We start from the raw sequence: 23,522 nt of genomic DNA, 5'->3' as shown, positions 1-23,522 counted from the left end.
TCAGACCGTGCTCTTTCGTTGCGGTTTCATGTGAAGGTTCAATTCGACCAGCCGGCGCATCGTGGTGTGTTCTTGCCATTGGGGCCGGCTGTCGGCGAGTTCGGCTTCGGTGTCCTGCAAGACCGTCTCGATCAAGAGGCGCCCCTGCAGGCGCGACAGTCCCGCACCAAGGCAGGACCGCCCGCCCAGGGCAAAGGCCAGATGGGGCGGGCCCCGGCGGTTGATGTCGAACCGGCCGGGGTCGGGATAGGCGGCCGGGTCGTGATGGGCGATCTCGATCAGGCCGACGAGCGGCTCGCTGTCGGAAAACTCGATCCCGCCGATGCGTGTGCCCGCCGGCACGCGCCGGGGCGAGAGCCAGCGCAGGGGGGTGGCGATGCGCAGACATTCCTCGAGCGCGGCGGGGATGCGGCCCGGATCGGCACGCAGGTCGCGGCAGAGGCCGGGTTGCGCCAGGAGCAGATAGAGGGAGGTGCCAAGAAAGGCCGTTGTGGTTTCGGCTCCGGCAAGAAGGATGAAGAACACCAGAGCCGTGACTTCGTCTTGCGAGAACCCGAACTCGGCAGCGTTGAGGTCAAGCAGGCGCGCGATGCCGGCGGCGCGGTTCGCGCCCCTGTTGGCGGCGGCGCGGGCGACATCGTCGGAGAGGGAGGCCAGCACCTCGCGCGCTTCGAGTTCGATCCGCGACAGGTCGCGCGGCAGCAGACCCGGAAGGCAGGCATCGGCGATGTTGCTTCCCGACCGGCGCATGGCGTCAAGTGTGGCCTGCGAGACCCCAAGGGAGGAGCCGACCACTGTAAAGGGAAGGTTGTTGCAGATCGCGGCCATCGCCTCGACCTTGCCCGCCGCAGCGGCATCGAGGAGGACGCCACGGATCAGCGGGCGCAACGCCTGTTCGGACAATGCCGGCCGAAGCTCGATCAGGGCGCGCTGGATGAATTGGCGGCCACGGGTGTGGAACGGCGGATTGCGGAACAACAGGATGCCGCCGACGAGTGTAGAGAGGGACGAGAGGTCGCTTCCGCTTCCCTTGGCGATGCGGTCGATGCGATCCTGGACCTCGTTCACCCGCACTGCCGGTTCGCGAAGAAGCGCCTGTACGTCGGCAAAGCGCGTGACCTGCCAGGCGCGGTCCTGCGGGCTCCAGCGCGGGGGGCCGTGATCGGGGGGGACCACAAAGCCGGGGATGGAGAGCGGCGCGGCGGTCATGCGGGGGTCTCGGGCTTGGGGCTGCCCAGGCGGTTGGCCAGCAGCGCCTCGCGGCAGGCGGACCGGCGCAGCTTGCCATTGGCCGAGCGGGGGATCGCGCCGGCCCGCACGAAGACCAGCGGCTGAGGCAGGATGCCATGCGTCTCGCCGATGCGGCCCGACAGGTGGCGGCGCAGTTCGGCGGGGATGGCGGGAAGGGCGGTTTCGCAGACGACCGCCAGCCGGTCGCCGGTGTCGTCGGTCAGGGCGAAGGCGGCCGCGGCGGTCACGTCACCGGCGGATCCGGCCATCACCGTGGCCTCGACATCCTCGGCATGGATCTTGGTGCCGCGCAGGATGATCATGTCGCGGCTGCGGCCCAGGATGTGCAGGTCGCCGCCCACAAGGGTGCCGATGTCCCCGGTGCGCAGGTAGCGGCTGCGCTCCAGCTCGACCTCGCGGGCGGGGTCCGGGCGGGCAGCGGCGGTGGCGCCGTCCCAGAACCCGGGGCTGACATGCGGGCCGCCGATCACGACCTCGCCGTTGGTGCCCTCGGGTGCGGAGGTGCCGTCCGGCGCCAGGATGCGGACGCGACCCTCGCCGACCGGGCGGCCGCAGGAGACCGACTCAGTGGACAGCATCCGGCTGTGCATCCCCGTACCGGGCGCGCCGCTGGTGACGAAAAGCGTCGCCTCGGCCAGCCCGTAGCAGGGGTGCAGCGCGGAAGGATCGAAACCCGCGGGCGCGAAGCGGGCGGCGAAGTCGCGCAGGACCTGGGGGCGGATCGGCTCGGCCCCGCAGAAGGCCACGCGCCAGCGCGAGAGGTCGAGCCTTTGCGCCTCGTCCAGGTTCACCTGGCGCAGGCAAAGCTCGAAGCCGAAGTTGGGGCCGCCGCTGGTGGTGCCGGCCAGGCTGTCCATGGCGCGCAGCCAGCGCAGCGGGCGCTGCAGGAAGGAAAGCGGCGACATGACGTGACACTGGCCGCCGATGTAGAGCGTTTGCAGGATGGAGCCGCAGAGGCCCATGTCGTGATGCAGGGGCAGCCAGTTGACGCCCACCAGGCTTTCGTCATGGCCGAAGCCGGTGGCGATCATCGCCTGGTTGGCCATGATGTTGCGGTGCGTGACCACCACGCCGCGCGGCGTGCCGAGCGAGCCAGAGGTGTACTGCACGAAGGCGATATCATCGGCGCCCGGACTAGGCAGGTCTGCGGCGGGCGGTCCCGCGAGCAGATCGGCGGCGGCAAGGTGGAGGCATCCGGGCGGCAGCGCCGCGGCCAGCGCGGCGGGCGGCGCGCGATCCGGTGCGATCACCGCGGCGGGGCGGAAGTCGCCGGCCATCGAGACGACGCGGTCCAGCCCCCGGCGGGTTTCCAGGCCCGGCGCCGGGGCGACCACCACCTGCGCCAGAAGGCAGCCGAGGAAGCAGCGCACGAAGTCGAGCCCCGAGGGCAGGCAGAGCAGCACGGGGCGGCCCGTCAGCCCTGCCGCACGCAGGCCGGCGGCGACAGAGCGGGCCTGGGTCAGAAGGGTGACATAGCTGTCCTGGGCGGTGATCTCTTCGCCACGGTCCAGGAAGGACAGGGCCGGGCGGTCGCCCTGCCCTGCCCCGCGCCAGGCGACAAGATCGACGATGGTATCGAACGAGCGGGGATGCCGTGGGTCAGTCATGGGTCGTACCTTCCGTTGCCTGACGGGGTGTCAGCGCCGGACCATCGTGCAGAAAGGGCCGCAGCAGCCATTCGGGGCCTGCCGCATCGGTCAGGCCAGCGGCAACAGCACGGCGCAGGAACTCTCCCCTTTGGGCGCCGTGGCGGGCGGGATCGGCGAATGCCGCAAGCACCGAGGCCCAATGCCCGTCAAGCTGGGCCAGAAGATCGCCCGGAATGCCGCTGGCCGGGCCGGGGCCGGGCAGCGGCGCGGCCATCACCTCGTCCCAGCTGCGGCGCAGGTCGCCGGAGCGGCCAAGATGGGCAAGGAAACCGCCGTACTTTCGGTGGGCAGGCCGCGCCACCAGAAGCCCCGGGCGGCCATAGGCGGCTGCCGTGACATAGCCGTGCAGCGAGGCCCCGAGGTAGAAATCGCTGTGCGCGATGGCGGCCGCGATCTCGCGCGGGCCAAGCGGATCGTCCAGCAGCAGGTGCGGTACGCCCAGGGCGCGGGACAGCGCGGCAAGCGCGTCCGAATCGCCGAGGTCGGGGCCGATGGAGACGAGAAGCGGCACGAGTCCCGATGCCAGAGATTGCCCGTCGAGCCACGCTGCGAGGGTGGGCAGGGTGTCCGGGGCGAGCGAACGGTCGCGCAGGTGGACGGCCATGAAGCGCGCATCCGGCCGGATGCCCTTGCGCGCCAAAAGCGACCGGAACGCCGGGTCCAGCGCGGACAAGGGCCACATCGCCGCAAGCGCCGCTGCAGTATCGGGCACGACGGAGACATCGGGGGGGGCGCCGGCCAGCGTCACGCTTGCCGGATCGCGCAGCGCGACATGGCTGCTGGCCCGGAAGGCGGCCTGGGCAAGGTCGCGCCAGCGGTCGGTCAGCGGGTAGGGCGTACCGGGGGCGTTCCAGGCGACGGGCACGTCGTGCAGCGCGGCGGCCAGCATCGGTGCCAGCCAGATGGCAGGGGCGCCCCAGTCCGCGACATCGGCAGCGGCGCCAGAGGGGGCGCTGCGCAACAGCGCCCTCGCCGGGATGCCGCCGTAGACGATGTTGCCCCCCCCGATCAGCAGGCCGTGCAGCGGCAGGTCGCCCGAAAGAAGCGCGGCAGCCGGGGTGCAGGGGCCACATTCGGCCCAGCCGCAGGCACCGCCGGCGGGTGTGACGGTGCGAACCTCGTACCCGTGCGGCTCCAGCCGATGGCGGGCAAGCAGCGGGAACAGGGCATCGCCATAGTTCCGGATGTCGAAGACGCCGGAGATCCAGATTGTTCGGAGGGCGGCCTCGGTGCGGGGCGTCATGCGGCCCCCCGCACGAAAGGTTGGAAAAGCCAGTCCGCGCCCTGCCCCCGCAGGCCCTGCAACATGTACCGGGCAAGGAACCGCCTCTGTCGCGGCCGGCGGGCGGGGTCGCCATCCTGCAGGATGCGGGCAACGGTCTGCCAGTGGCGGTCGAGCGCCTGGTGGACGGCGGCAGGGATGACGGGGCCAGCCGGAGCGGCAAGGTTGCGGGCCAGCGGCTCGAAGGCTTCGGCCCAGTCGCGCACAAGATCGGCAGGGCGCCCAAGCTGGCCGACAAGGCCGGAATACTTGCGATGCGCAGGGCGGGCCACCATGACCCCGGGTACGTCATAGGCCGCCGCGGTGACATAGCCATGCATCGAGGCGCCGACATAGCCCGTGCTGCCGGCGATGGCGGCCGCGGTCTGGCGCAGGCTGGCCGGGGCGTCCAGGCAGATGTGCGGCCCGGTCAGGCGCCCGGCGATGTCGCGCGCGAGGGCGCCGTCATCGAAGCTGGGGCCGATGGCCACAAGAAGTGGCACAAGGCCAAGGTCGGCGGTGATGCGGTCGATCTGCCCGGCAAGCTCTGCGGGACCAAGTGCGCCAAGCGAGCGAGGCCGCACATGCAGGGCAAGGGTGCGGGTACCGGCCGGCAGGCCGGCCAGTTTCAGAAGGTCGGCGTGAAGCGCGGAAAGCTCATCGACGGTCCAAAGCCGCGCGAGGCCCAGAACGGTATCAGGCACCACCGGAACGGGCGATCCATAGGCGGGTTCCAGGAACTCGGCGCTGCCGGGGTCTCGCACGCAAAGGTGGCTGCCGGCGTGAAGCGCGTCTCCGATCAGCGCGCGCCGCCCGGCGCCTCCGAAGGGAAACGGCACCCCGGGCGCGTTCCAGATCACTGGCACGTCGCGCAGCGCCCCGGCCAGCGTCGCCCCGATCCAGAGGCCGGGATAGGCCCAGTCCGCCACACCGGCCCCGGTGTATTCGGCAAGCGTGGCCGCAGGGATCTTGTGAACGATGTAGCCGCCGCCGATGAGGATCCCGTCCAGCGGCCCGGTGCCAGACAGCATCTCGGCCACGCCGATGGGCTGCGGCGCATCGGGCAGGCGCGCAACAGGCCGGTCCGTGGGCGAGACGGGAACGACCTCGATCCCGTGGGGGGCCAGCCGATGGGCAGCGACCAGCGGGAACAGGAGGTCGCCGTAGTTGTCGACATCGAAGGTGCCGGCGATCAGCGCACGCAGTGTCATTCCGGTCCGTCCAGGACAAACCACCGCCGCGGGCCAAAGCGCGACCGATATGGCGGGTCGACCATCGCGACCGACTGGCATCCGGCCTGGGCGCACATGGCCAGAAAGGCATCCTGCGTCGGCCAGAAGGAATCGGTCAGGTCGGCCGCGGACCAGTGGTTCCCGGTCTCGCGCATGAAGGCCCCGTCGAAGCCCGCCCCGATGGCCGGGCTCAGCCGCTCGCAGGCGCGTGCCGCGGGATCGGCGGCATCGAAGATCTCGGTGTCGACCACCGTGGGCCTGCCGGCACACCGGGAAAGCAGGTCCAGTTGGGCCGCAAGCGGCAGGTGATAGATCAGACCGATGATGAAGATCACATCATAGGGCGCAAGATCGTGGTCGCGGGCATCTTCCTTCACCCAGACCAGATCGGGATCGTCCTCTTGGCCGGTCACGGGCGCGGCGCCTGCGATGGCTTCGGCCGGGGTCCAGCGGTCGCGGGCATCCACGGCCGTCACGCGGAAGCCGTGGCGCCGGGCGCGCGCCGCGAACATCCCGTGGCCGGCCCCGAGATCAACGGCATGAAGGCCCTGCGGCACCGGCCAGACCTGCCGCAACAGGTGATCGAAACTGCGCAGCCGCAGCGAAGTGGCACGCACAGGGCCGGGCGCTTCGTCCGGCCACCGCACTGCCGGGCCTTCAAGAAAACGTGTCTGCATCATCAAAGACCTTCCAGCGCATCCGCGATCAGCCGGTCGAACAGTCCGGACAAAACCGCGGGCAGCAGCGTGTTGTGCGAGGCGGCGCCGTCCAGAACCATGGTCTCGACACCGGGCAGGCCGGCGATGCGCGCCTGCTGGCGGCGGTCTTCCGCATGGTCCGCGGCCGCGATGTGCCAGATGCGCAGGCCCGCACGGGCCCGAAGCGCCGGGATGACATCGCGCGCCTCTTCAGGCAAGCCCTCGAGGAAGGACAGGCCGACACGGCGGTTGGAATCGGCTGGCCGGTCCTCGGACGAATGAAGCCGGGTCGGGCCTGAAAAGGTGATGGCGCCCCGTGCCCCGATGGCCGCCGCCTGCCAAAGGGCCGCGAAGCCCCCGGAACTGGTCCCGATGGTCAAGACCGGCAGATCGCCAAGATCGCGTGCCTGCTGGCGAAGAAGATCGGCAAGTCCATCGACCGAGCCGCCCAGATCCTGCGTCGGGGCAAGGAAAGCGGAACGGCCCCGGTCGCGCAGATAGATCACGTTGACTGGATGCCGGGACAACAGGGCATCGGCGAAATCCAGCGGAAGCAGCCCGAAGTTCCCGCGCAGGTTGGGAAAGATCACCACGGTTGCCACGGCGCCAGCAGCCTGAACGACCTGCATGGACGCGCGCACATCGTCGCGGAACCGGGCGCGCGTCTGCACCAGATCTTCCGGACAGTCCGACAGGAGCCGCCGCAGATCGGCGGCCAGAAGTTGCGGCTCGCTCCGGCCCGGCTGAACGGCGCCAAGGGCGTCCATCGCCGGCGCGACCGCGCGCGCCTGAAGCGCCGCGACCGCGAATTCCAGGTTCGCGGCATCGGAGAACTCTGCCTTCCGCCGGGCCGCGTCGATCCGCGCGACCAGGCGTTCCAGCCGCGCTGGCGGAAAGGCCGCCATCTGCAAGGCCCGCAGCAGCCTGTGTTCACCGGGCCAGCGGTTCAGCCCTTCGGCAATGCAGCGCGCCGCGGCGTCCGGTTCGTTGCGGAAGTGATGGACGATCGCCTGTTTCAGGTGCCAGTCGGGGTTGTCCGGATCGGATGACTTCATCGCACCGATACGCGCCATCGCCTCGTCCAGGCGCCCGGTCTGCACGAGGCAGTTGACGATCTGAACCGCCATCAGCGGGGAAAGCTGGCCTTCCCTGTCGAGCGCCTCAAGCCGGGACAGCGCCAGCGCAGGCCGCCCGACGCGCGCCTCGAACATGGCCATGCGCGCCATTTCAGCGGTCGTGGGGGCGCGGATCGCTTCAAGCTCGCCAAGGAAAGCCTCTGCCTCAGCGGCGGTCAGCCCCTCGACCAGCCAGCCAAGAGCCTCGGCCCGCTGCTCCGGCGTGAATTCGCCGGTCCACAGCCGGCTGCGGAACAGCTCCCGCGCCTCGGCATGGCGGCCCTGCCGGCGCAGGACGTTGCACAACTGGAACTCGCCCCCCGAGGTTTCGGATTCTGCAAGGAGGGCGCGACATTCCGCTTCGGCCTCGGCCAGACGTTCCTCGGCGATGAGAAGGCGGATGCTGGCCTTGCGAAGGGTGGGGTGCCCGCTGCGATCCGGCGCCGCGGTATCCAGCAGGGCGCGGGCTGTGGCAAGGTCCTCGGCCTTGAGCGCGGCGCGAAGGTCGGTTTCCAGTTGGCGCCGTTCGGCGGCCTGCACCACCTCACGCAGCGACTGGCGCAGGTCCGGTTCGGCCTTGAGCCGGTCGAGCCGGTCGACAATGCCGCGGGCGGCGTCCAGCCGGTTCTGCGCCAGAAGCGCGCGGCACAGAAGCGCAAGCGTGGCATGATGCCCTGGCTGGGCCTGCAGAACCCGCCGGCACAGGCGCTCTGCCTCCCGGGCCTCACGATCCGCCAAATGATCGCGGATGCGCTTCAGGTCAGCCGGGTCAGGGGCGCCCGGACGCGGCCTCGCCTTGCGGGCTGCGGCCTCGACGGGTGCGCCCTTGGGGGAACTGGTCTGATCGAACTCGGCGGCCACGGGCAAATGTTCCTCTAAAAAGCTCTTCATGCACCTGGCACTTGCAGGATCATCAAACTCTATGGGCACCTAAACCTAGTGCGCATCCAGGCGGGGACACGCCAACATAGGCAGGAAGACACATTCCCCCCATCAAGATCAATGCTTCACAGCCCGATACCTGTGCAAATCCGAGCCACGTCCCATCATTGCAGCAGCCGCGCAGCATCCTGGGCAAGGCCAGGATGCTGCGGCACGGCGACCGCGCCAGCCTAACCGGGGGCGGCTTGACGCCGGCGCGCATTGCCGCATAACCGCGGACAAGCTGCCAGGCCCTGCGCGGGCCGCCCCTCCCCGTCCGAAGGACCGCCGCCATGACCCGTGCCATCCGGATCGCCCCCTCGATCCTTTCCGCCGACTTCGCCAATTTCGGCGCCGAGATCCGCGCCATCGAGGATCAGGGCGCGGACTGGGTGCATGTCGACGTCATGGACGGCCATTTCGTGCCGAACCTCACCTTCGGGCCGCAACTGTGCAAGGCGATCCGGCCGCACATCCGCACGGTGATGGACGTCCACCTGATGATCGCGCCGGTCGATCCCTATATCGCTGCCTTCGCCGACGCCGGCGCCGATTACCTGTCCGCGCATCTGGAGGCTGGCCCGCATGTGCACCGCACCCTGCAAGCGATCCGTGCGGCAGGCTGCAAGGCGGGGCTGGCGCTGAACCCCGGCACGCCGGTCGAGGCGGCGGCGCCGCTGCTGGATCTGGTGGACCTCGTCTGCGTGATGACGGTGAACCCCGGTTTCGGCGGCCAAAGCTTCATCGCCACCCAGGTGGCGCAGGTCGCGAAGCTGCGCGCACTGATCGGCGACCGCCCGGTGCTGATCGAGATCGACGGCGGCGTGACGCCCGACACCGCCCCCCTGGTTGCGGCAGCGGGGGCCGACGTTCTGGTGGCGGGCTCGGCCGTGTTCAAGGGCGGCTCGGTCGCCAACCCGGCCCCCTATGGCGCCAACATCCGCGCCATCCGCGCCGCCGCCGAAGCCGCAACGTGACGGGCGCGCTGGTCTTCGACCTGGACGGCACGCTGATCGACAGCGCGCCCGACATCCATGCCGCCTGCGTGCGGATGCTCGCCGATTACGGCCACGCGCCGCTGGCCCCCGAAAGGATCCAGAGCTTTGTCGGCAACGGCGCGCCCAGGCTGGTCGAGCGTGTGATGGGGGCGGTGGGTGAAACCACCGGCCATGCGGACTGGCTGGCCCGGTTCCTTGCTCATTACGCGGCCGATCCCGCTACACTGACCCGCCCCTATCCCGGCGTGCCCGAGGTGCTGGAACATCTGGCCGAGGCCGGCCATGCGCTTGGCATCTGCACCAACAAGCCAGAGACCCCGGCGCGCGAGATTCTGCGGCGCCTGGGGCTGGACCGCCATTTCGCCGTGGTGATCGGCGGCGACAGCACAGCCGCCACAAAGCCTGACCCGCTGCCCCTCGCCCGGGCCTACGAAGCGTTGCCTGGCGGACCCAGGCTGTTTGTGGGCGACAGCGAGGTGGATGCCGCCACGGCCCGCGCCCTGCCGGTGACCTTCGCGCTGTTCACCGAAGGCTACCGCAAGTCGCCGCTGGCCGACCTGCCGCATGACTTCGCCTTTTCCCGCTTTGACGACCTGCCGGCGCTGGTCAACCGGGCGCTGGCGCGCTGACGCACGACAGGCCCACGGCAACCTATGCGGTTGACGCGCGCTGCCCGATCCCGGACGATCCCCGCATCACGGGCGCTGACCACCGGTTCCGGGGCATCCGCGCCGCAGCAAGGGAGGAAACGAAATGACCCTGACCCGCAGGACAATTCTTGCCGCGACCGCGGTTGCCGCGCTGATGCCGGGGCTGGCCTCCGCGCAGGACACTGTCACGTTGAAGCTGCACCAGTTCCTGCCCGCGCAGGCGCCGGTGCCGGCCGGCGTTCTGGTGCCCTGGATGGAGAAGATCACCGCCGAATCCGGCGGCCGCATCGTGTTCGAGCATTATCCGGCGATGCAGCTTGGCGGAAAGCCGGGCGAGTTGATCGACCAGGTGACGGATGGCGTGGCCGATGTGGTCTGGACCCTGCCCGGCTATACCCCCGGCCGCTTCCCGCGGACCGAGGTGATGGAACTGCCCTTCCTGATGACCGATGCCGAAGCCGCCTCGCGCACCTACTGGACGCTTGGCGAGAAATACATGTTCGACACCGAGTTCCAGGACGTGAAGATCCTTGGCATGTGGACTCACGGGCCGGGGCTGATCCATTCCAAGACGCCCATCACGGTCCCGGCCGACCTGAACGGCGTGAAACTGCGCGCGCCCACCCGCGTGACGAACATGATGGCCACGAACCTGGGCGCCACCGCCGTGGGGATGCCGGTGCCGGCGGTGCCGGAATCCTTGTCCAAGGGCGTGATCGACGCGACCATCCTGCCCTGGGAGGTGACGGCCTCGATCAAGTCCTCGGAACTGGTGACCAACCACACCGAGTTTCCGGGCGCGCCGCTTTACACCTCGGCCTTCATCCTGGCGATGAACAAGGATGTCTATGACGGCCTGCCCGATGATCTGAAGGCGGTGATCGACGCCAATTCGGGCCTCGAGTTTTCGGCCAATGCCGGCAAGGTCAGCCAGGCGGCAGATGCGCCGGCGCGGCAGATCGCGGTGGACCTGGGCAACACCATCATCGAACTGACGCCGGAACAGATCGCGGAATGGAAGGACGCCGCCGAACCGACCATCGCCACCTGGGTGGCCGAGATGCAGGCCCAGGGCATCGACGGCCAGGCGCTTCTGGACGAAGCGCGGGCGCTCATGAACGAAAACACCAAGTAGCTGGCCTTGCCCGCCGCTTCGGCGGCGGGCAACTGTTCGATCATGGAAAGTCTGGTCCGGCGCCTTGCCACCTTCTCCGCTGCCCTCGGTGGCGTTGCGCTTTCGGCGCTGATCCTGATGACCTGCGTGTCGATCCTGGGCCGGGCGTTTTCGCGCCTGGGCCTTGGCCCGGTGCCAGGCGATTTCGAACTGGTCGAGGCCGGCATCGCCTTTGCCGTCTTCGCCTTCCTGCCGCTGTGCCAGCTGAAGGCAGGCCACGCCACCGTGGACCTTCTGGTGCCGTTGTTCGGCAAGTCCGGCAACCGGTGGCTTCTGGCGCTGTGGGAAACCGTCGCCGCCCTGATTGCCGCCCTGATCCTGTGGCGCCTCTGGGCGGGCTTCCTGTCGAAGCTCGGCAACGGCGAGACGACGATGATGCTGCAATTCCCCGTCTGGTGGGCCTATGCCGCCTGCCTGTTCCCTGCTGCCGTGCTGGTCCTCACCTGTCTCTGGTCGGCCTTCGACCGGCTGCGCGGCGCACTGACGGGGCAGGACAGCCGCCCGATCACCGGGGAGTCGCTGCATTGACCGCCATCGAGATCGGGCTCTGGTCCTTCCCGGTGCTTCTGGGCCTCATCTTCCTGCGCGCGCCGATCTGGCTGGCGATGATGCTCTGCGGCCTTGCCGGCATGTGGATGGTGACGGGCAGCCCGAACATCATCCTGTCCAAGCTGAAGAGCGAAACCTACACGACCTTCTCCAGCTATTCGTTGTCCATCGTGCCGATCTTCCTGCTGATGGGCCATCTGTCGGGCCTTGGCGGCATGAGCCGGGCGCTGTTCAAGGCGGGCGAGGCCTGGCTGGGCCACCTGAAGGGTGGCACCGCCATGGCGGCCATCGGCGCCTGCGCCGGCTTCGGGTCGATCTGCGGCTCGTCGCTCGCCACCGCCGCGACCATGGCGCAGGTCGCCCTGCCCGAACTGAAACGCGGCGGCTATGCCGGCGGCCTGTCCACTGCCACGCTGGCCGCGGGCGGCACGCTCGGCATCCTGATCCCGCCCTCGGTCGTGCTGGTGGTCTATGCCACGCTGACCGAACAGAACATCGCCAAACTGTTCCTCGCCGCCTTCGTGCCCGGCCTGCTCGCCGCGCTCGGCTACATGGTCGTCATCGCGCTTTTCGTGCGCCGCCACCCCGGATCGGCCGGCAGCCTGCCGCGTGCGCCCATGGCCGACCGCCTGCGCGCGCTGGTCGATGTCTGGCCGGTCATGCTGATCTTCATCGTCGTGGTCGGCGGCATCTACACCGGCATCTTCACCCCCACCGAAGGCGCCTCGGTCGGCGCGCTTGGCACCGGGCTGGTGGCTTGGGCGGCCGGCGGGCTCAGCCGCGCCAAGCTCTGGCAGGCCCTGATGGCCACCGCCGCCGGCACCGCGATGATCTTCGCCATCGTTCTGGGCGCGGCCTTCTTCAACGCCTTCCTGGCGCTGACCCAGGTGCCGCAGGCCATCTCCGGCTTCGCCGTCGATCGGGGCTTCGGCCCCTGGACGGTGCTGGTGATCATCCTGGTGATCTACCTGCTGCTCGGCTGCGTGATGGACAGCCTGTCGATGATCCTGCTGACCATCCCCATCTTCTTCCCTGTCATCAGCACGATGGATTTCGGCATGACTCCGGAACAGACCGCGATCTGGTTCGGCATCCTGGTGCTGATCGTGGTCGAGGTCGGGCTCATCACCCCACCGGTCGGGCTGAACCTGTTCGTCATCAACGCCATGGACCGGGAAACCCCGATCCGCGACACCTACCACGCCATCACCTGGTTCGTCGCCTCAGACATCCTGCGCGTGGCGCTTCTGGTGATCTTTCCGGGGATCACCCTGTTCCTGTTGCCCTGACCGCCGCCGGGCTCAGGCCCGGCGGGGCAGTTTCAGGAAGGGCATGATGTCGGCCATCTCGGGCCCGGACTCGCGCCCAGTCAGGGCCTTGCGCAGCGGCTTGAACAGCGCCTTGCCCTTGCGGCCCGTCGCGGCCTTCACCGCCTCGGTCCAGCGGCCCCAGGTTTCCGAGGTCCAGGGCGCATCCGGCAGCATCTCCAGCGCCTGCGCGACAAAGGCCTCGTCCTCGGGATCCACCGCCATCACCGCGCCCTCGCGGAACATCCGCGCCCAGTCGCCCAGATCGGACAGCACCGTGATGCTTTCGCGCGTGGCCTGCCAGAAGCCCTCGCCCTCTTCGTCGTCATAGCCCAGCATCCGCACCCGGTCGGCCACCGCCTCGTAGGGCAGCGCGCGCACATGGGCGCGGGTCAGGGGGAACAGGTCCTCCTGGTCGAACTTGGTGGGCGCCGCCCCGAAGGACGACAGATCGAACCCCTCGATCAGCTCCTCATGCGTCCGTGCCAGCTCCACCGGCTTCGACGACCCCAGCCGCGCCATCAGCGACAACAGCGCCATCGGCTCGATCCCGGCCGCCCGCAGGTCGCGCAGCGACAGCGTGCCCAGGCGCTTGGACAGCGCCTCGCCCTGCGGCCCGGTCAGAAGCGAATGGTGCGCAAAGGCCGGCGGGGTGCCGCCCAGCGCCTGCATGATCTGGATCTGCGTCGCGGTGTTCGTCACATGGTCCGCGCCCCGCACGATCGAGGTCACGCCCATGTCGATGTCATCCACAGACGAGGCAAAGGTGTAGAGGATCTGCCCGTCGGCGCGGATCAGCACCGGGTCCGACACCGAGGCCGCGTCAATCGAGATCGGGCCAAGAATGCCGTCCGGCCATTCGATCCGTTCCAGATCCAGCCGGAAGCGCCAGTATCCCTCGCGCCCCTCGGCGCGCATCTTCGCGCGCTCGTCCTCGGTCAGGCGCAGCGAGGCGCGGTCATAGACCGGCGGCTTGCCCATGTTCAGCAGCTTCTTGCGCTTCAGGTCCAGTTCCACCGGCGTCTCGAAGCATTCGTAGAACCGCCCCGCCGCGCGCAGCTCATCCGCCGCCTCGCGATACCGGTCGAACCGCAGCGACTGCTTTTCCAGCCGGTCCCAGGTCAGGCCCAGCCATTCCAGATCCTCCATGATCCCGTCGGCATATTCCTGTTTCGACCGCTCCTGATCGGTGTCGTCCAGCCGCAGGATGAAGGTGCCGCCAGCCTTGCGGGCGATCATCCAGTTCATCAGCGCGGTACGCAGGTTGCCCACATGGATATATCCGGTGGGCGAGGGGGCGAAGCGGGTGGTGACGGTCATGAGGGCCTCCTGAGCCGTGCCTTCCCTGTCACAGGGGGGCGCCAATGTCCAGATTGACGCCCGGTGGACAGCGCCGCCCGCCCCGCGTAACCCTGTCTCCCAGGCACGAGGGGGGAACGACCATGGACCATCGCCGCATCGCCAACACCGACCTGAACGTCTCCAGCGTCATCCTCGGCCTCATGCGCATTACTGACATGCCCGATGCCGAAATCCGCGCGCTCTATCACGCCGCGCGCGAGGCCGGGGTGAACATGATCGACCATGCCGACATCTACGGCGGTCGCCGCCACCTGTGCGAGGAACGCTTCGGCGACGCCCTGCGCCTGACAGCGGCAGAACGCGACGGCGTGGTGATCCAGACCAAGACCGGCATCCGCGAGGGCTATTTCGACTTTTCCGCCGAACATATCCTTGCCTCGGTCGATGGCTCGCTGAAGGCGCTGCGCACCGATTACATCGACGTTCTGCTGTTGCACCGGCCCGACACGCTGGTCGAGCCCGAAGAGGTCGCCCGCGCCTTCGACACGCTTCACGCCTCGGGCAAGGTGCGTCACTTCGGCGTGTCGAACCAGACGCCCGACCAGATCGCGCTTCTGAAAACCGCGGTGCGCCAGCCCCTGCCCTTCAACCAGGTGCAGCTTTCGCTGACCCATGCGCCGCTGATCGCCCAGGGCATCGCGATGAACATGGAAGGCCACGCGCAATCGGTGGACCGCACGCTTGGCCTCTTGGACTGGTCGCGGCTCAACGGGATGACGCTGCAAGCCTGGTCGCCGTTCCAGAAGGCCTGGTTCGACGGCACCTTCATCGGCGACCGCGCCGAGTTCCGCGAGCTGAACGAGGCGCTGGACGAGATCGCCGAGGCGCATGGCGTCACGCCCACCGGCATCGCCGTGGCCTGGATCACCCGCCACCCTGCGAAGATGCAGGTGGTCCTGGGCACCACAAAGCCAGAGCGTGTGCGCGAATGTGTGGCGGGCGCGGGCGTCACGCTGTCGCGCCCGGAATGGTACCGCCTGTTCCGCGCGGCGGGCTATATCCTGCCGTAAGGCCGTCAGGTCGGCTCCAGCGTCCAGCGGCGGCCCAGGTCATCCAGCCCCGCCCGGATCAGGCGGCGCAGCGCATCCTCGTTGATGCCCGCCAGCCGCTTCAGGTACAGGCAGGACTTGCCCAGACGGTGCGGACCCAACTCGGCCAGCACCGGGCCAAGGGCCTCGTATCCGGGCAGGACATAGACCACCAGTTCGGCCTTGCGCGGCGAAAAGCCGGTCGCCAGCGTCACGCCGGAATGGCCGCTGTCGTAGGTATAGGCATAGCGGCCATAGCCAATGATCGAAGGCCCCCACATCCGCGGCTGCCATCCGGTCACCTCGCGGAAGATCGCGTCCAGCCGCGCCGCCTCGGCGCGGCGCGCCTCTGGCTCCACCGCGGCGAGGAACTCGGCCACCCCGGCCCCCTCCTGCGTCTTTTGCGCCATCTGCCGACCCTTCCCGCCCCTCTGCCGCTCGCCTATATCCATAGCATGTCCGTGATCTCGCCCGAAGCCCTCGCCCCCGACCTTGCCCTGATCGAAGGGCTGGCACGCGATGCCGTCCTGTCCCTGCCCGAACCCTACCGCGCCGCGGCGCTGCATGTGGCCCTGCGGATCGAGGATTTCCCGCCCGACGAAATCCTCGAAGCGATGGACCTGAACGACGCGTTCGAGTTGACGGGCCTCTATGACGGCACGCCGTTGACAGAGAAGTCGGTGATGGATCAGCCTCGCCAGCCCGACACGATCTGGCTCTTTCGCCGCCCGATCCTTGATGAATGGGCCGAACGCGGCAATGTCTCTCTGGCCGAGCTTGTGACCCATGTGATGATCCATGAACTGGCGCATCACTTCGGCTGGTCCGACGACGACATCGCCGCCGTCGATCCCTGGTGGGAATGACCGGACCAAGGTCCGGATAACCGGATCGTGACTGGCCCTGCGCCTTCACGACGCCATCCTTCCCTCTGCCCGGTTCCGGCCGGGCCGTCCCCGACAGGAAAGGAAGACCCATGACGACGATCAGCCGCCGCCACGCCCTTCTTGCCGCTGCGGCCCTGCCGCTTGCGCCCGCCCTCGCCCCCCTTCCGGCAGCCGCCGCTGCGCCGCTGCAAGGCCCCGCCCAGGGCGCCGGGTTCAACCGGTTCCGCCTTGGCGCCTACGAGGTGACGGTGCTTCAGGCCGGTTCGCGCGTCTCTGACAAGCCGCAGGAAACCTTCGGCATGAACGTCACGCCCGAGGAATTCGCCGCCGTCTCGGCCGCGGCCTTCATCCCGGCCGACAAGACCCGCAACTTCTTCAATCCCGTGCTGGTCAACACCGGCACCGAGCTTCTGCTGTTCGACACCGGCCTCGCGCCCGAAGGCATCACCGGCGCCCTTGCCGCCGCCGGGGTCACGCCCGACCAGATCGACGTTGTGGTGCTGACCCACATGCACGGCGACCATATCGGTGGGCTGGCGGGCGAATCCGGCGTGACCTTCCCCAACGCCCGCTATGTCACCGGCCAGGCGGAATTCGACTTCTGGGCCACTCAGGCGAACGAGGGCTTCGACGCCAAGGTCCGCCCGCTGGCCGAGAAGATGACCTTCCTCCAGGGCAACGGTCAGGTGGTCGGCGGCATCACCGCGGTCGAGGCCTTCGGCCATTCCCCCGGCCACATGGCCTACATGATCGAATCGGGTGATGCCCGGCTCGCCCTGACCGCCGACACCGCGAACCACTACGTCTGGTCGCTGGCCAAGCCCGACTGGGAGGTGCGCTTCGACGCCGACAAGCCCGCAGCCGCAGCGACCCGCAAGCAACTCTTCGGCATGATCGCGTCAGAGCGGATGCCCTTCATCGGCTACCACATGCCTTTCCCCGGCGTGGGCTTCGTCGAAGTGCAGGGCGACGGGTTCCGCTATGTCCCCGTCAGCTACCAGATGATGCTGGACGCCTGATCAGTTGCCCGCGCCTTCGGCCGGGGCGCCCTCTGCCGGCGCCTCGGCCGGGGTGGCGCCCTCCGCCGGTTCCGGCGCGGGCGCCGTCACCACGCCCTGGGTCCAGACCCCGTTGACCTCCTGCCCGCTCTTGTAGCGCATCACCCCCTGCCCCTCGCGCTTGCCCTTCACGAAGGCGCCCTCGTAGACATCGCCGTTGGGATAGGTGGCGATGCCCAGTCCCTGGATCTCGCCCATCACGAAATCCCCCTCATAGCGGAAGCCGTCCGGCATGGTCAGCACACCCTTGCCCTGGCGCTCCCCCGCGACGAACATCCCCTCATAGACGGACCCATCCGCATAGGTGGCCTTGCCCTGCCCCTCGCGGATGCCTGCTTTCCACGTCCCTTCATAGACATAACCATCCGGGTAGGTCATCTTGCCCTGCCCTTCCGGCTTGCCCGCCACCACGGCGCCCTCATAGACCGACCCGTCCTCATAAGTCGCCCGGCCATTGCCGGTCATCGCGCCGGCCGTCCACTGGCCCTCGTAGGTCGCCCCGCTGGAATAGAGGATCTTGCCGGACCCGTCCGGCAGGTCGGCCTTGAACATGCCCTCATAGACCGTGCCGCCGGGATAGGTCATCTTGCCCTGCCCCTCGATCGCGCCGGCCACGAAGGTGCCTTCATAGACCAGCCCGTCCTTGGCCCTGAACACCCCCTGCCCGTCGCGCTTGTCGGCCTTGAACGTGCCCTCATAGACATCGCCATTGGCATAGCTCACCTTGCCCTGCCCCTCGCGCAGCCCCTCGGCAAAGCTGCCCTCATAGACATCGCCGTTGGGCTGGGTCAGCTTGCCCGTGCCACCGATCTGGCCCGCCTTCCACTGGCCCACATAGGTCAGCCCGTCCGGCATGATCAGCGTGCCTTCGCCCTCGCGCTGGCCATCGACCAGAGTGCCCTCATAGGTGGTGCCGTCCGCGTAGGTGATCTTGCCCTTGCCCTCCTTGCGGCCGTCCACCCAGTCGCCCTCGTACCGATAGCCGTCCTTGCGCGTCAGCACGCCCTGCCCATGCGGGATGCCCGCCCGCACCGCCCCGGTATAGGACGACCCGTCCGCATAGGTCGCCGTGCCCTGCCCGGTCATCTGCCCGTCGGTCCAGTCGCCCTCATAGGTGCGCCCGTCGGCAAAGGTGATCTTGCCCTGCCCCTCGGGCTTGCCCGCGGCAAAGCTGCCCACATAGATCGCGCCGTTGGGAAAGCGCGCCTCGCCCTTGCCGCTGATCTCGCCGTCGACCCATTCGCCGGTATAGCTGTAACCGTTGGGCAGCGTGTAGGTGCCGATGCCATCGCGCAGCCCGTTCACGAAGGTGCCTTCATAGACAGAGCCGTCGTCGTACTGCTTGACGACGACCTCGCCCTCCTGCGCCAGCACCGCGCCACCAAAGACCAGCGCCGCCAGCACCGAAACCGCACCGATTGCCCGCATTGCCTGTCCTCCTTGCCTGCGCGCGAAGCCTACCGCCCCCGCCCGCCCCCTGACAAGCGGCGCCCGGTCCGTGCCCCGCTTTCCCTTCGCCGCCGTTCTGCTAGAACCACCCCGACCGCAGGAGAAATCCCGACATGTCCGACCGCTTCCGCCTGACCCTCGCACAGCTGAACCCCACGGTGGGCGATCTGGCGGGCAATGCCGCAAAGGCCCTGGCGGTCTGGGATCAGGGCCGCGCCGCCGGCGCCGACATGGTCGCCCTGACCGAGATGTTCCTGACTGGCTACCAGACCCAGGACCTGGTGATGAAGCCCGCCTTCCAGCGCGCCGCCTGGGCCGAGCTGGAACGCCTCGCTGCCGCCACCGCCGATGGCCCCGCCCTTGGCATCGGCTGCCCCATCCACCGCAACGGCCACCTCTTCAACGGCTATGCCATCCTCGCGCAGGGCCGGATCGAGGCGACGGTGCTGAAGCACCACCTGCCGAACGACGGGGTTTTCGACGAAAAGCGCATCTTCGCCTCGGCCGATGTCTCGGGCCCGGTCCGCGTGGGCCCCCTGCGCATCGGCATCCCGATCTGCGAGGATGCCTGGCATCCCGACGTGGCCGAAACCCTGGCTGAAACCGGGGCCGAGATCCTCCTGGTGCCGAACGGCTCGCCTTATCACCGTGGCAAACCGAACCAGCGCCTGAACCTGATGGTCTCCCGTGTGGTCGAAACCGGCCTGCCGCTCGTCTATCTGAACATGACCGGCGGGCAGGACGACCAGATCTTCGACGGCGCCTCCATCGTTCTGAACCCCGGCGGCGCACTGGCGGCGCAACTGCCGCAGTTCGACGATTGCGTGACCCATGTGGATTTCATCCGCACCCCCGAAGGCTGGCGCGCCGAGCCGGGCATGATGGCCGAAATCCCGAAAAGCTATGAAGCCGATTACCGCGCCATGGTGATCGGTCTTTCGGACTACCTGAAGAAGACCGGCTTCCGCAAAGTGCTGCTTGGCCTGTCGGGCGGTATCGACTCGGCCCTTGTCGCCACCATCGCCGCCGATGCGATCGGGCCGGAAAACGTGCACTGCGTGATGCTGCCCTCGCGCTATACCTCCGCCCATTCGCTGGAGGATGCGGCGTCGGTCGCCACCCGCCTCGGCTGCCGGCTGGACACCCTGCCCATCACCGGCCCGCAGGATGCGGTGACCGAGGCGCTGGCGCCGCTCTTCGCCGGCACGAAGGCTGACCTGACCGAGGAAAACGTGCAGTCCCGCCTGCGCGGCCTGCTGCTGATGGCGCTGTCCAACAAGTTCGGCGCCATGCTCCTGACAACCGGCAACAAGTCCGAGGTCGCGGTCGGCTACTGCACGATCTACGGCGACATGAACGGCGGCTACAATCCGATCAAGGATCTCTACAAGACCCGCGTGTTCGACACCTGCCGCTGGCGCAACGCCACGCACCGGCCCTGGATGAAAGCGCCAGCCGGCGAGGTCATCCCGCCCCGCGTCATCGACAAGCCGCCCAGCGCCGAACTGCGCGAGAACCAGAAGGACGAGGATTCGCTGCCGCCCTATCCGGTGCTGGACGCGATCCTCGATGGCCTGGTGGACCGTGAACTTTCGGTGGCCGACCTGGTGGACAAGGGCTTCGACCGCACCACGGTCAAGCGCGTCGAACACCTGATCTACATCAGCGAATACAAGCGTTTCCAGTCCGCCCCCGGCCCGCGTCTCACCGGCCGCGCCTTCTGGCTGGACCGCCGTTATCCCATCGCGAACCGCTGGCGCGACGGCTGATAAACGCGCCTCCCCTCCCCCTCGTGGGGAGGGGCTGGGGGAGGGGGCGCCCAAGTCGGGGAGGGGGGCGCCCAAGCCGGGACCGGTCCTCAGACGACCTCGATTCCGACCTCGATGTTGCCTTTGGTCGCGTGCGAATACGGGCAGATGGCATGCCCGCGCTCGGCGATCTTCTCGGCCACCGGGCGGTCAACACCCGGCATCGCCACGACCAGCCGCACCGTCAGGCCAAAGCCGCCGTCCGACCGGGGGCCGATGCCGACATGCGCCTTCACCGTCGCATCCTCCGGGATCGTGCCCAGCTTCTCGCTCTGCGCCGCAAAGCGCATCGCGCTCAGATAGCAGGCGGCATAGCCCAGGGCGAACAGCTCTTCCGGGTTGTGGCCCAGCCCGTTGCCACCCAGTTCTTTCGGCGTGGCCATCGTCAGGGTGATCTGGCCATTCGCCAGCTTCGCCAGACCATTGCGTCCACCACCTGTCGCCAGGGCTTCCGTCCAGTACTTCGCATCAACCGACATCGGTAACTCCATCGCTTGCGATATAATCGTGAGCGATTATTAGTCGCCGACTCACCACCCTGTCAACCGCTTGCGATTAAATCGCGCACGATATATAGTGTACGGATGGCAATGACCCCGCCCGACATGATCTGCTTCGCGCTCTATTCCGCCGCCCATGCGGTGCAGCAGGCCTACAAGCCTCTCCTGGACGAGATCGGGCTGACCTATCCGCAATACCTGGTGATGACGGTCCTCTGGGCCGAGGACGGCCAGACCGTCGGCGCCATCGGGCGGCAAGTGCTTCTGGAATCCTCCACGCTCACGCCGCTTCTGAAACGGCTGGAAACGCAGGGCCTCGTCGAACGCAGCCGCGACATCAAGGACGAGCGCCAGGTCCGCATCTCTCTCACCGACGCGGGCCGTGCACTGGCCATCCGCGCCGCGCATGTTCCCGCCTGCTTCTTCGACCTTGCGGGCCTGCCGCTGGAGGATCTGGTGGCATTGCGCGACCGCGTCATTGCCCTGCGCGACCGCCTGCGCCAGGGCGCCCCGGCATGACCCTTGCGCTGTACGCGCTCGCCGCCCTGGCCGAAATCGCCGGCTGTTTCGCCGTCTGGTCCTGGTGGCGCGCCGGTGCCTCGCCGCTCTGGCTGATCCCCGGCGGCGCGGCCCTGGCCGCCTTCGCCGTCCTGCTCGCCCTCACCCCACCCGAGTCCGCCGGTCGCAGCTTCGCCGTCTATGGCGGCATCTACCTCGCCGCCTCGCTCGCCTGGCTGCGCCTGGTCGAGGGCGAGGCGCTGCGCCTCACCGACCTCGCCGGCGGCGCGCTGGCCCTGGCCGGCGCCGTGGTGATCCTGTCAGGCCGCGCCTAGATTTCCACCGCCTCGGCATAGGGCAGAAGCCGCATCACATCCTCGGCCCGGCACAACTGCGTCGCCAGCGTCGTCACCGCCGCAGCCGCCGCCGCCGTGCCCAGGGACAGCGCGTCATCCGCCCCCTGCGACCGCGCCAGCGCCAGCACGAAGGCCGCCACGAAGGAATCCCCCGCGCCCACCGTGGACTTCACCTTCACCTTGGGCGCCGGCGCGAACAGCCGCCGCCCGGCCTCGGCCAGCACATTGCCCTCGGCGCCCCGCGCGATGATCACCATCTTCGCCACGCCCCTGGCGACCAGCGAACTGGCGAAATCCGCGGTATCCACCCGCGTCTCCAGCCGCCGCCCCGCCAGCTCCTCGCCCTCTTCCCCGTCCATGCGCAGGACGCTCAGGCCCGGGATCGGCCGTTTCACCACCTCGCGCAGCGCCGAACCCGAAGTGTCCAGCACGATGTGGCTGCCCTCCATGCTCGCCGCCAGCTGCGCGTTGAAATCCACCGGCACCCCCGGCGGCTGGCTGCCCGAGATCACCGAATATCCCCCCGGCCGCGCCGTCGCCGACAGAAGCGTGAACACCCCGTGCCGGTCCGCCTCGCCCCAGATCGGCCCCGGCAGCATGAAGCGGAACTGCTTGCCCGTGGTGCCCTCGGTCACGGTCAGCGATTGCCGCGTCTCCCCCGGACCCAGCAGCGACAGGAAGGTGATGCCCTCGGCCCGGATCAGCCCCGCCAGCCGGTCGCCCGTCAGCCCGCCCAGCGCCACCAGCGCCAGCGAATCACCGCCCAGATGCTTGATCGCGCGGCTCACGTTCAGCCCGCCGCCGCCGGGGTCCAGATGCGGATCCGCGCAGCGCAGCTTTTGCCCTGCCAACAGCTCCGGCACCTCGGTCGCCATGTCCAGCGCCGGGTTCAACGTCAAAGTCAGGATCGGCGCCTGCATCCCCGAAAGAGCCGCGGCCTCGGCCGAAAACGTCTCGCTCATGCCATCCCCCCTGCGGTGCGACTGCACCCTGTTAGCGCCAACACGGCCGTCTGACCAGTCCCGCCCCGAAGCGGCGGCACCTCGCCCGCCCCTCCGTGCACTGGCGCACAGAGGCCGCGCAACCATGGCGAATTTCCGGCAGGCCGCCACCGGGCTACTTTCCCGCCATCAGCACAGGAGACAACGCCCATGGCCGTCAAGGTCGCCGTCATCTACTATTCCACCTATGGCACGAACCACGCCATCGCCGAAATCGCCGCAGAGGCCGCCCGCGCCGCCGGTGCCGAGGTGAAGGTCTTCCGCGCCGCCGAAACCGCCCCGGCCGATGTCGTCAACGGACAGGACGCCTGGAAGGCCGCCGCCGAAAAGCAGTCGCACATCCCGGTCGTGACCCCGGCCGACATGGAATGGGCCGACGCCTATTTCTTCTCCACCCCCACCCGCTATGGCCAGGCCGCCAGCCAGATGCGCGCCTTCATCGACACGCTCGGCGGCGTCTGGTTCCAGGGCAAGCTCGCAGGCAAGGCGATCACCGCCACCTCCTCGGCGCAGAACGCCCATGGCGGGCAAGAGGCCACCATCCTCGGCCTCTACACCACCTTCTGCCACTGGGGCTCCATCATCGTGCCGCCGGGCTATACCGACGCGTCGATCTTCGCCACCGGCGGCAACCCCTATGGCTACAGCCACACCCAGGGCCAGCCGCTGGATGACAATGCCAAGGCGGCCATCGGCCATCAGGCCAAGCGCCTTGTCTCCATCGCCAACAAGCTGACCGCCTGATCCGGCCGCTCCCTGCCGGACGCCAA

23 protein-coding genes are annotated in these 23,522 nt (G+C 68.7%); 12 read left to right on the top strand and 11 right to left on the bottom strand.

What is annotated here, in order from left to right; genetic code table 11:
• The 6 genes from JO391_RS01545 to JO391_RS01520 are packed head-to-tail and all read right to left on the bottom strand — an operon-like array spanning nt 1 to nt 8,136.
• Nucleotides 1-1,209, bottom strand: a complete 1,209-nt coding sequence (locus tag JO391_RS01545) for a cytochrome P450 (RefSeq protein WP_220662466.1) — start codon at nt 1,207-1,209, stop codon at nt 1-3.
• Nucleotides 1,206-2,858 (bottom strand): fatty acyl-AMP ligase, encoded by a 1,653-nt coding sequence (locus JO391_RS01540; RefSeq protein ID WP_220662465.1) that lies wholly within the window; start codon nt 2,856-2,858, stop codon nt 1,206-1,208. The genes JO391_RS01545 and JO391_RS01540 overlap by 4 nt, the downstream gene beginning before the upstream one ends.
• Entirely contained in the window at nt 2,851-4,143 is a 1,293-nt protein-coding gene (locus JO391_RS01535) for a polysaccharide pyruvyl transferase family protein (RefSeq protein WP_220662464.1), read from the bottom strand. Before JO391_RS01535 ends, JO391_RS01540 begins: the two co-directional genes overlap by 8 nt.
• Nucleotides 4,140-5,372, bottom strand: coding sequence for a polysaccharide pyruvyl transferase family protein (locus tag JO391_RS01530; protein WP_220662463.1), 1,233 nt, complete (start codon nt 5,370-5,372; stop codon nt 4,140-4,142). The genes JO391_RS01535 and JO391_RS01530 overlap by 4 nt, the downstream gene beginning before the upstream one ends.
• Nucleotides 5,369-6,073 carry a class I SAM-dependent methyltransferase gene (locus tag JO391_RS01525; protein ID WP_220662462.1) on the bottom strand — a complete coding sequence of 235 codons (705 nt, stop codon included), beginning with the start codon at nt 6,071-6,073 and terminating at the stop codon, nt 5,369-5,371. Before JO391_RS01525 ends, JO391_RS01530 begins: the two co-directional genes overlap by 4 nt.
• Entirely contained in the window at nt 6,073-8,136 is a 2,064-nt protein-coding gene (locus tag JO391_RS01520; RefSeq protein WP_220662461.1) for a tetratricopeptide repeat protein, read from the bottom strand. Before JO391_RS01520 ends, JO391_RS01525 begins: the two co-directional genes overlap by 1 nt.
• Nucleotides 8,137-8,420: 284 nt before the next feature.
• Between JO391_RS01520 and rpe the strand changes: the two genes are divergently transcribed.
• The 5 genes from rpe to JO391_RS01495 all read left to right on the top strand — a co-directional run bounded on the left by rpe (nt 8,421) and on the right by JO391_RS01495 (nt 12,787).
• Nucleotides 8,421-9,104, top strand: coding sequence for a ribulose-phosphate 3-epimerase (rpe, locus tag JO391_RS01515; protein ID WP_220662460.1), 684 nt, complete (start codon nt 8,421-8,423; stop codon nt 9,102-9,104).
• Nucleotides 9,101-9,754: a phosphoglycolate phosphatase gene (gene gph, locus JO391_RS01510; protein WP_220662459.1), complete on the top strand. Its 654-nt coding sequence runs from the start codon at nt 9,101-9,103 to the stop codon at nt 9,752-9,754. The genes rpe and gph overlap by 4 nt, the downstream gene beginning before the upstream one ends.
• Nucleotides 9,755-9,878: 124 nt before the next feature.
• Complete coding sequence (locus JO391_RS01505; RefSeq protein WP_220662458.1) at nt 9,879-10,910, top strand: TRAP transporter substrate-binding protein; 1,032 nt, start codon at nt 9,879-9,881, stop codon at nt 10,908-10,910.
• Nucleotides 10,911-10,916: 6 nt separating this feature from the next.
• On the top strand, nt 10,917-11,477 hold the full coding sequence (locus tag JO391_RS01500) for a TRAP transporter small permease (protein WP_220662457.1): 561 nt from the start codon (nt 10,917-10,919) through the stop codon (nt 11,475-11,477).
• Nucleotides 11,474-12,787, top strand: coding sequence for a TRAP transporter large permease (locus JO391_RS01495; RefSeq protein ID WP_220662456.1), 1,314 nt, complete (start codon nt 11,474-11,476; stop codon nt 12,785-12,787). Before JO391_RS01500 ends, JO391_RS01495 begins: the two co-directional genes overlap by 4 nt.
• 12 nt (nt 12,788-12,799) lie before the next feature.
• Here JO391_RS01495 and gltX read toward each other — a convergent pair whose 3' ends face one another.
• Nucleotides 12,800-14,125 (bottom strand): glutamate--tRNA ligase, encoded by a 1,326-nt coding sequence (gltX, locus tag JO391_RS01490; protein WP_220662455.1) that lies wholly within the window; start codon nt 14,123-14,125, stop codon nt 12,800-12,802.
• A 122-nt stretch (nt 14,126-14,247) separates the two neighbouring features.
• Here gltX and JO391_RS01485 point away from each other — a divergent pair, with 122 nt between their 5' ends.
• Nucleotides 14,248-15,177: an aldo/keto reductase gene (locus JO391_RS01485; RefSeq protein WP_259444786.1), complete on the top strand. Its 930-nt coding sequence runs from the start codon at nt 14,248-14,250 to the stop codon at nt 15,175-15,177.
• A gap of 5 nt (nt 15,178-15,182) precedes the next feature.
• On the opposite strand, the gene JO391_RS01480 is transcribed toward JO391_RS01485, so the two are convergent.
• On the bottom strand, nt 15,183-15,605 hold the full coding sequence (locus JO391_RS01480; protein ID WP_220662453.1) for a DUF1801 domain-containing protein: 423 nt from the start codon (nt 15,603-15,605) through the stop codon (nt 15,183-15,185).
• Between the two features lie 45 nt (nt 15,606-15,650).
• On the opposite strand from JO391_RS01480, the gene JO391_RS01475 reads away from it, so the two are divergent.
• Complete coding sequence (locus JO391_RS01475) at nt 15,651-16,061, top strand: metallopeptidase family protein (RefSeq protein WP_220662452.1); 411 nt, start codon at nt 15,651-15,653, stop codon at nt 16,059-16,061.
• Nucleotides 16,062-16,171: 110 nt separating this feature from the next.
• Nucleotides 16,172-17,101, top strand: coding sequence for an MBL fold metallo-hydrolase (locus tag JO391_RS01470; RefSeq protein ID WP_220662451.1), 930 nt, complete (start codon nt 16,172-16,174; stop codon nt 17,099-17,101).
• Here the strand turns inward: JO391_RS01470 and JO391_RS01465 are convergent, their stop codons facing one another.
• Complete coding sequence (locus JO391_RS01465; RefSeq protein ID WP_220662450.1) at nt 17,102-18,568, bottom strand: MORN repeat-containing protein; 1,467 nt, start codon at nt 18,566-18,568, stop codon at nt 17,102-17,104. It lies immediately after the preceding gene.
• Nucleotides 18,569-18,702: 134 nt separating this feature from the next.
• Here JO391_RS01465 and JO391_RS01460 point away from each other — a divergent pair, with 134 nt between their 5' ends.
• Complete coding sequence (locus tag JO391_RS01460) at nt 18,703-20,358, top strand: NAD+ synthase (protein WP_220662449.1); 1,656 nt, start codon at nt 18,703-18,705, stop codon at nt 20,356-20,358.
• An 89-nt stretch (nt 20,359-20,447) separates the two neighbouring features.
• Here the strand turns inward: JO391_RS01460 and JO391_RS01455 are convergent, their stop codons facing one another.
• A complete protein-coding gene (locus JO391_RS01455) occupies nt 20,448-20,876 on the bottom strand; it encodes an organic hydroperoxide resistance protein (RefSeq protein WP_220662448.1) in 429 nt (142 codons plus the stop codon).
• Between the two features lie 105 nt (nt 20,877-20,981).
• Between JO391_RS01455 and JO391_RS01450 the strand changes: the two genes are divergently transcribed.
• A complete protein-coding gene (locus JO391_RS01450; protein WP_220662447.1) occupies nt 20,982-21,416 on the top strand; it encodes a MarR family winged helix-turn-helix transcriptional regulator in 435 nt (144 codons plus the stop codon).
• Nucleotides 21,413-21,730 (top strand): YnfA family protein, encoded by a 318-nt coding sequence (locus JO391_RS01445; RefSeq protein ID WP_220662446.1) that lies wholly within the window; start codon nt 21,413-21,415, stop codon nt 21,728-21,730. Before JO391_RS01450 ends, JO391_RS01445 begins: the two co-directional genes overlap by 4 nt.
• On the opposite strand, the gene JO391_RS01440 is transcribed toward JO391_RS01445, so the two are convergent.
• Complete coding sequence (locus JO391_RS01440) at nt 21,727-22,713, bottom strand: 1-phosphofructokinase family hexose kinase (protein ID WP_259444785.1); 987 nt, start codon at nt 22,711-22,713, stop codon at nt 21,727-21,729. The two genes, JO391_RS01445 and JO391_RS01440, sit on opposite strands and share 4 nt — an antisense overlap.
• Before the next feature lie 189 nt (nt 22,714-22,902).
• On the opposite strand from JO391_RS01440, the gene wrbA reads away from it, so the two are divergent.
• Complete coding sequence (wrbA, locus tag JO391_RS01435; protein WP_220662445.1) at nt 22,903-23,496, top strand: NAD(P)H:quinone oxidoreductase; 594 nt, start codon at nt 22,903-22,905, stop codon at nt 23,494-23,496.
• Nucleotides 23,497-23,522: the final 26 nt, after the last annotated feature.

Origin of the sequence: Neotabrizicola shimadae, from assembly GCF_019623905.1 — a bacterium.
In the GTDB taxonomy this organism is placed as follows: domain Bacteria; phylum Pseudomonadota; class Alphaproteobacteria; order Rhodobacterales; family Rhodobacteraceae; genus Neotabrizicola; species Neotabrizicola shimadae.
This window is presented reverse-complemented; position numbering and strand designations above follow the sequence as displayed.

What these genes read in the sequence shown, in the direction of transcription:
- JO391_RS01545 (WP_220662466.1), bottom strand. Translation starts at nt 1,209, where the DNA reads ATGACCGCCGCGCCGCTCTCCATCCCCGGCTTTGTGGTCCCCCCCGAT.
- JO391_RS01540 (WP_220662465.1), bottom strand. Translation starts at nt 2,858, where the DNA reads ATGACTGACCCACGGCATCCCCGCTCGTTCGATACCATCGTCGATCTT.
- JO391_RS01535 (WP_220662464.1), bottom strand. Translation starts at nt 4,143, where the DNA reads ATGACGCCCCGCACCGAGGCCGCCCTCCGAACAATCTGGATCTCCGGC.
- JO391_RS01530 (WP_220662463.1), bottom strand. Translation starts at nt 5,372, where the DNA reads ATGACACTGCGTGCGCTGATCGCCGGCACCTTCGATGTCGACAACTAC.
- JO391_RS01525 (WP_220662462.1), bottom strand. Translation starts at nt 6,073, where the DNA reads ATGATGCAGACACGTTTTCTTGAAGGCCCGGCAGTGCGGTGGCCGGAC.
- rpe (WP_220662460.1), top strand. Translation starts at nt 8,421, where the DNA reads ATGACCCGTGCCATCCGGATCGCCCCCTCGATCCTTTCCGCCGACTTC.
- JO391_RS01505 (WP_220662458.1), top strand. Translation starts at nt 9,879, where the DNA reads ATGACCCTGACCCGCAGGACAATTCTTGCCGCGACCGCGGTTGCCGCG.
- gltX (WP_220662455.1), bottom strand. Translation starts at nt 14,125, where the DNA reads ATGACCGTCACCACCCGCTTCGCCCCCTCGCCCACCGGATATATCCAT.
- JO391_RS01485 (WP_259444786.1), top strand. Translation starts at nt 14,248, where the DNA reads ATGGACCATCGCCGCATCGCCAACACCGACCTGAACGTCTCCAGCGTC.
- JO391_RS01480 (WP_220662453.1), bottom strand. Translation starts at nt 15,605, where the DNA reads ATGGCGCAAAAGACGCAGGAGGGGGCCGGGGTGGCCGAGTTCCTCGCC.
- JO391_RS01475 (WP_220662452.1), top strand. Translation starts at nt 15,651, where the DNA reads ATGTCCGTGATCTCGCCCGAAGCCCTCGCCCCCGACCTTGCCCTGATC.
- JO391_RS01470 (WP_220662451.1), top strand. Translation starts at nt 16,172, where the DNA reads ATGACGACGATCAGCCGCCGCCACGCCCTTCTTGCCGCTGCGGCCCTG.
- JO391_RS01465 (WP_220662450.1), bottom strand. Translation starts at nt 18,568, where the DNA reads ATGCGGGCAATCGGTGCGGTTTCGGTGCTGGCGGCGCTGGTCTTTGGT.
- JO391_RS01460 (WP_220662449.1), top strand. Translation starts at nt 18,703, where the DNA reads ATGTCCGACCGCTTCCGCCTGACCCTCGCACAGCTGAACCCCACGGTG.
- JO391_RS01455 (WP_220662448.1), bottom strand. Translation starts at nt 20,876, where the DNA reads ATGTCGGTTGATGCGAAGTACTGGACGGAAGCCCTGGCGACAGGTGGT.
- JO391_RS01450 (WP_220662447.1), top strand. Translation starts at nt 20,982, where the DNA reads ATGGCAATGACCCCGCCCGACATGATCTGCTTCGCGCTCTATTCCGCC.
- JO391_RS01445 (WP_220662446.1), top strand. Translation starts at nt 21,413, where the DNA reads ATGACCCTTGCGCTGTACGCGCTCGCCGCCCTGGCCGAAATCGCCGGC.
- JO391_RS01440 (WP_259444785.1), bottom strand. Translation starts at nt 22,713, where the DNA reads ATGAGCGAGACGTTTTCGGCCGAGGCCGCGGCTCTTTCGGGGATGCAG.
- wrbA (WP_220662445.1), top strand. Translation starts at nt 22,903, where the DNA reads ATGGCCGTCAAGGTCGCCGTCATCTACTATTCCACCTATGGCACGAAC.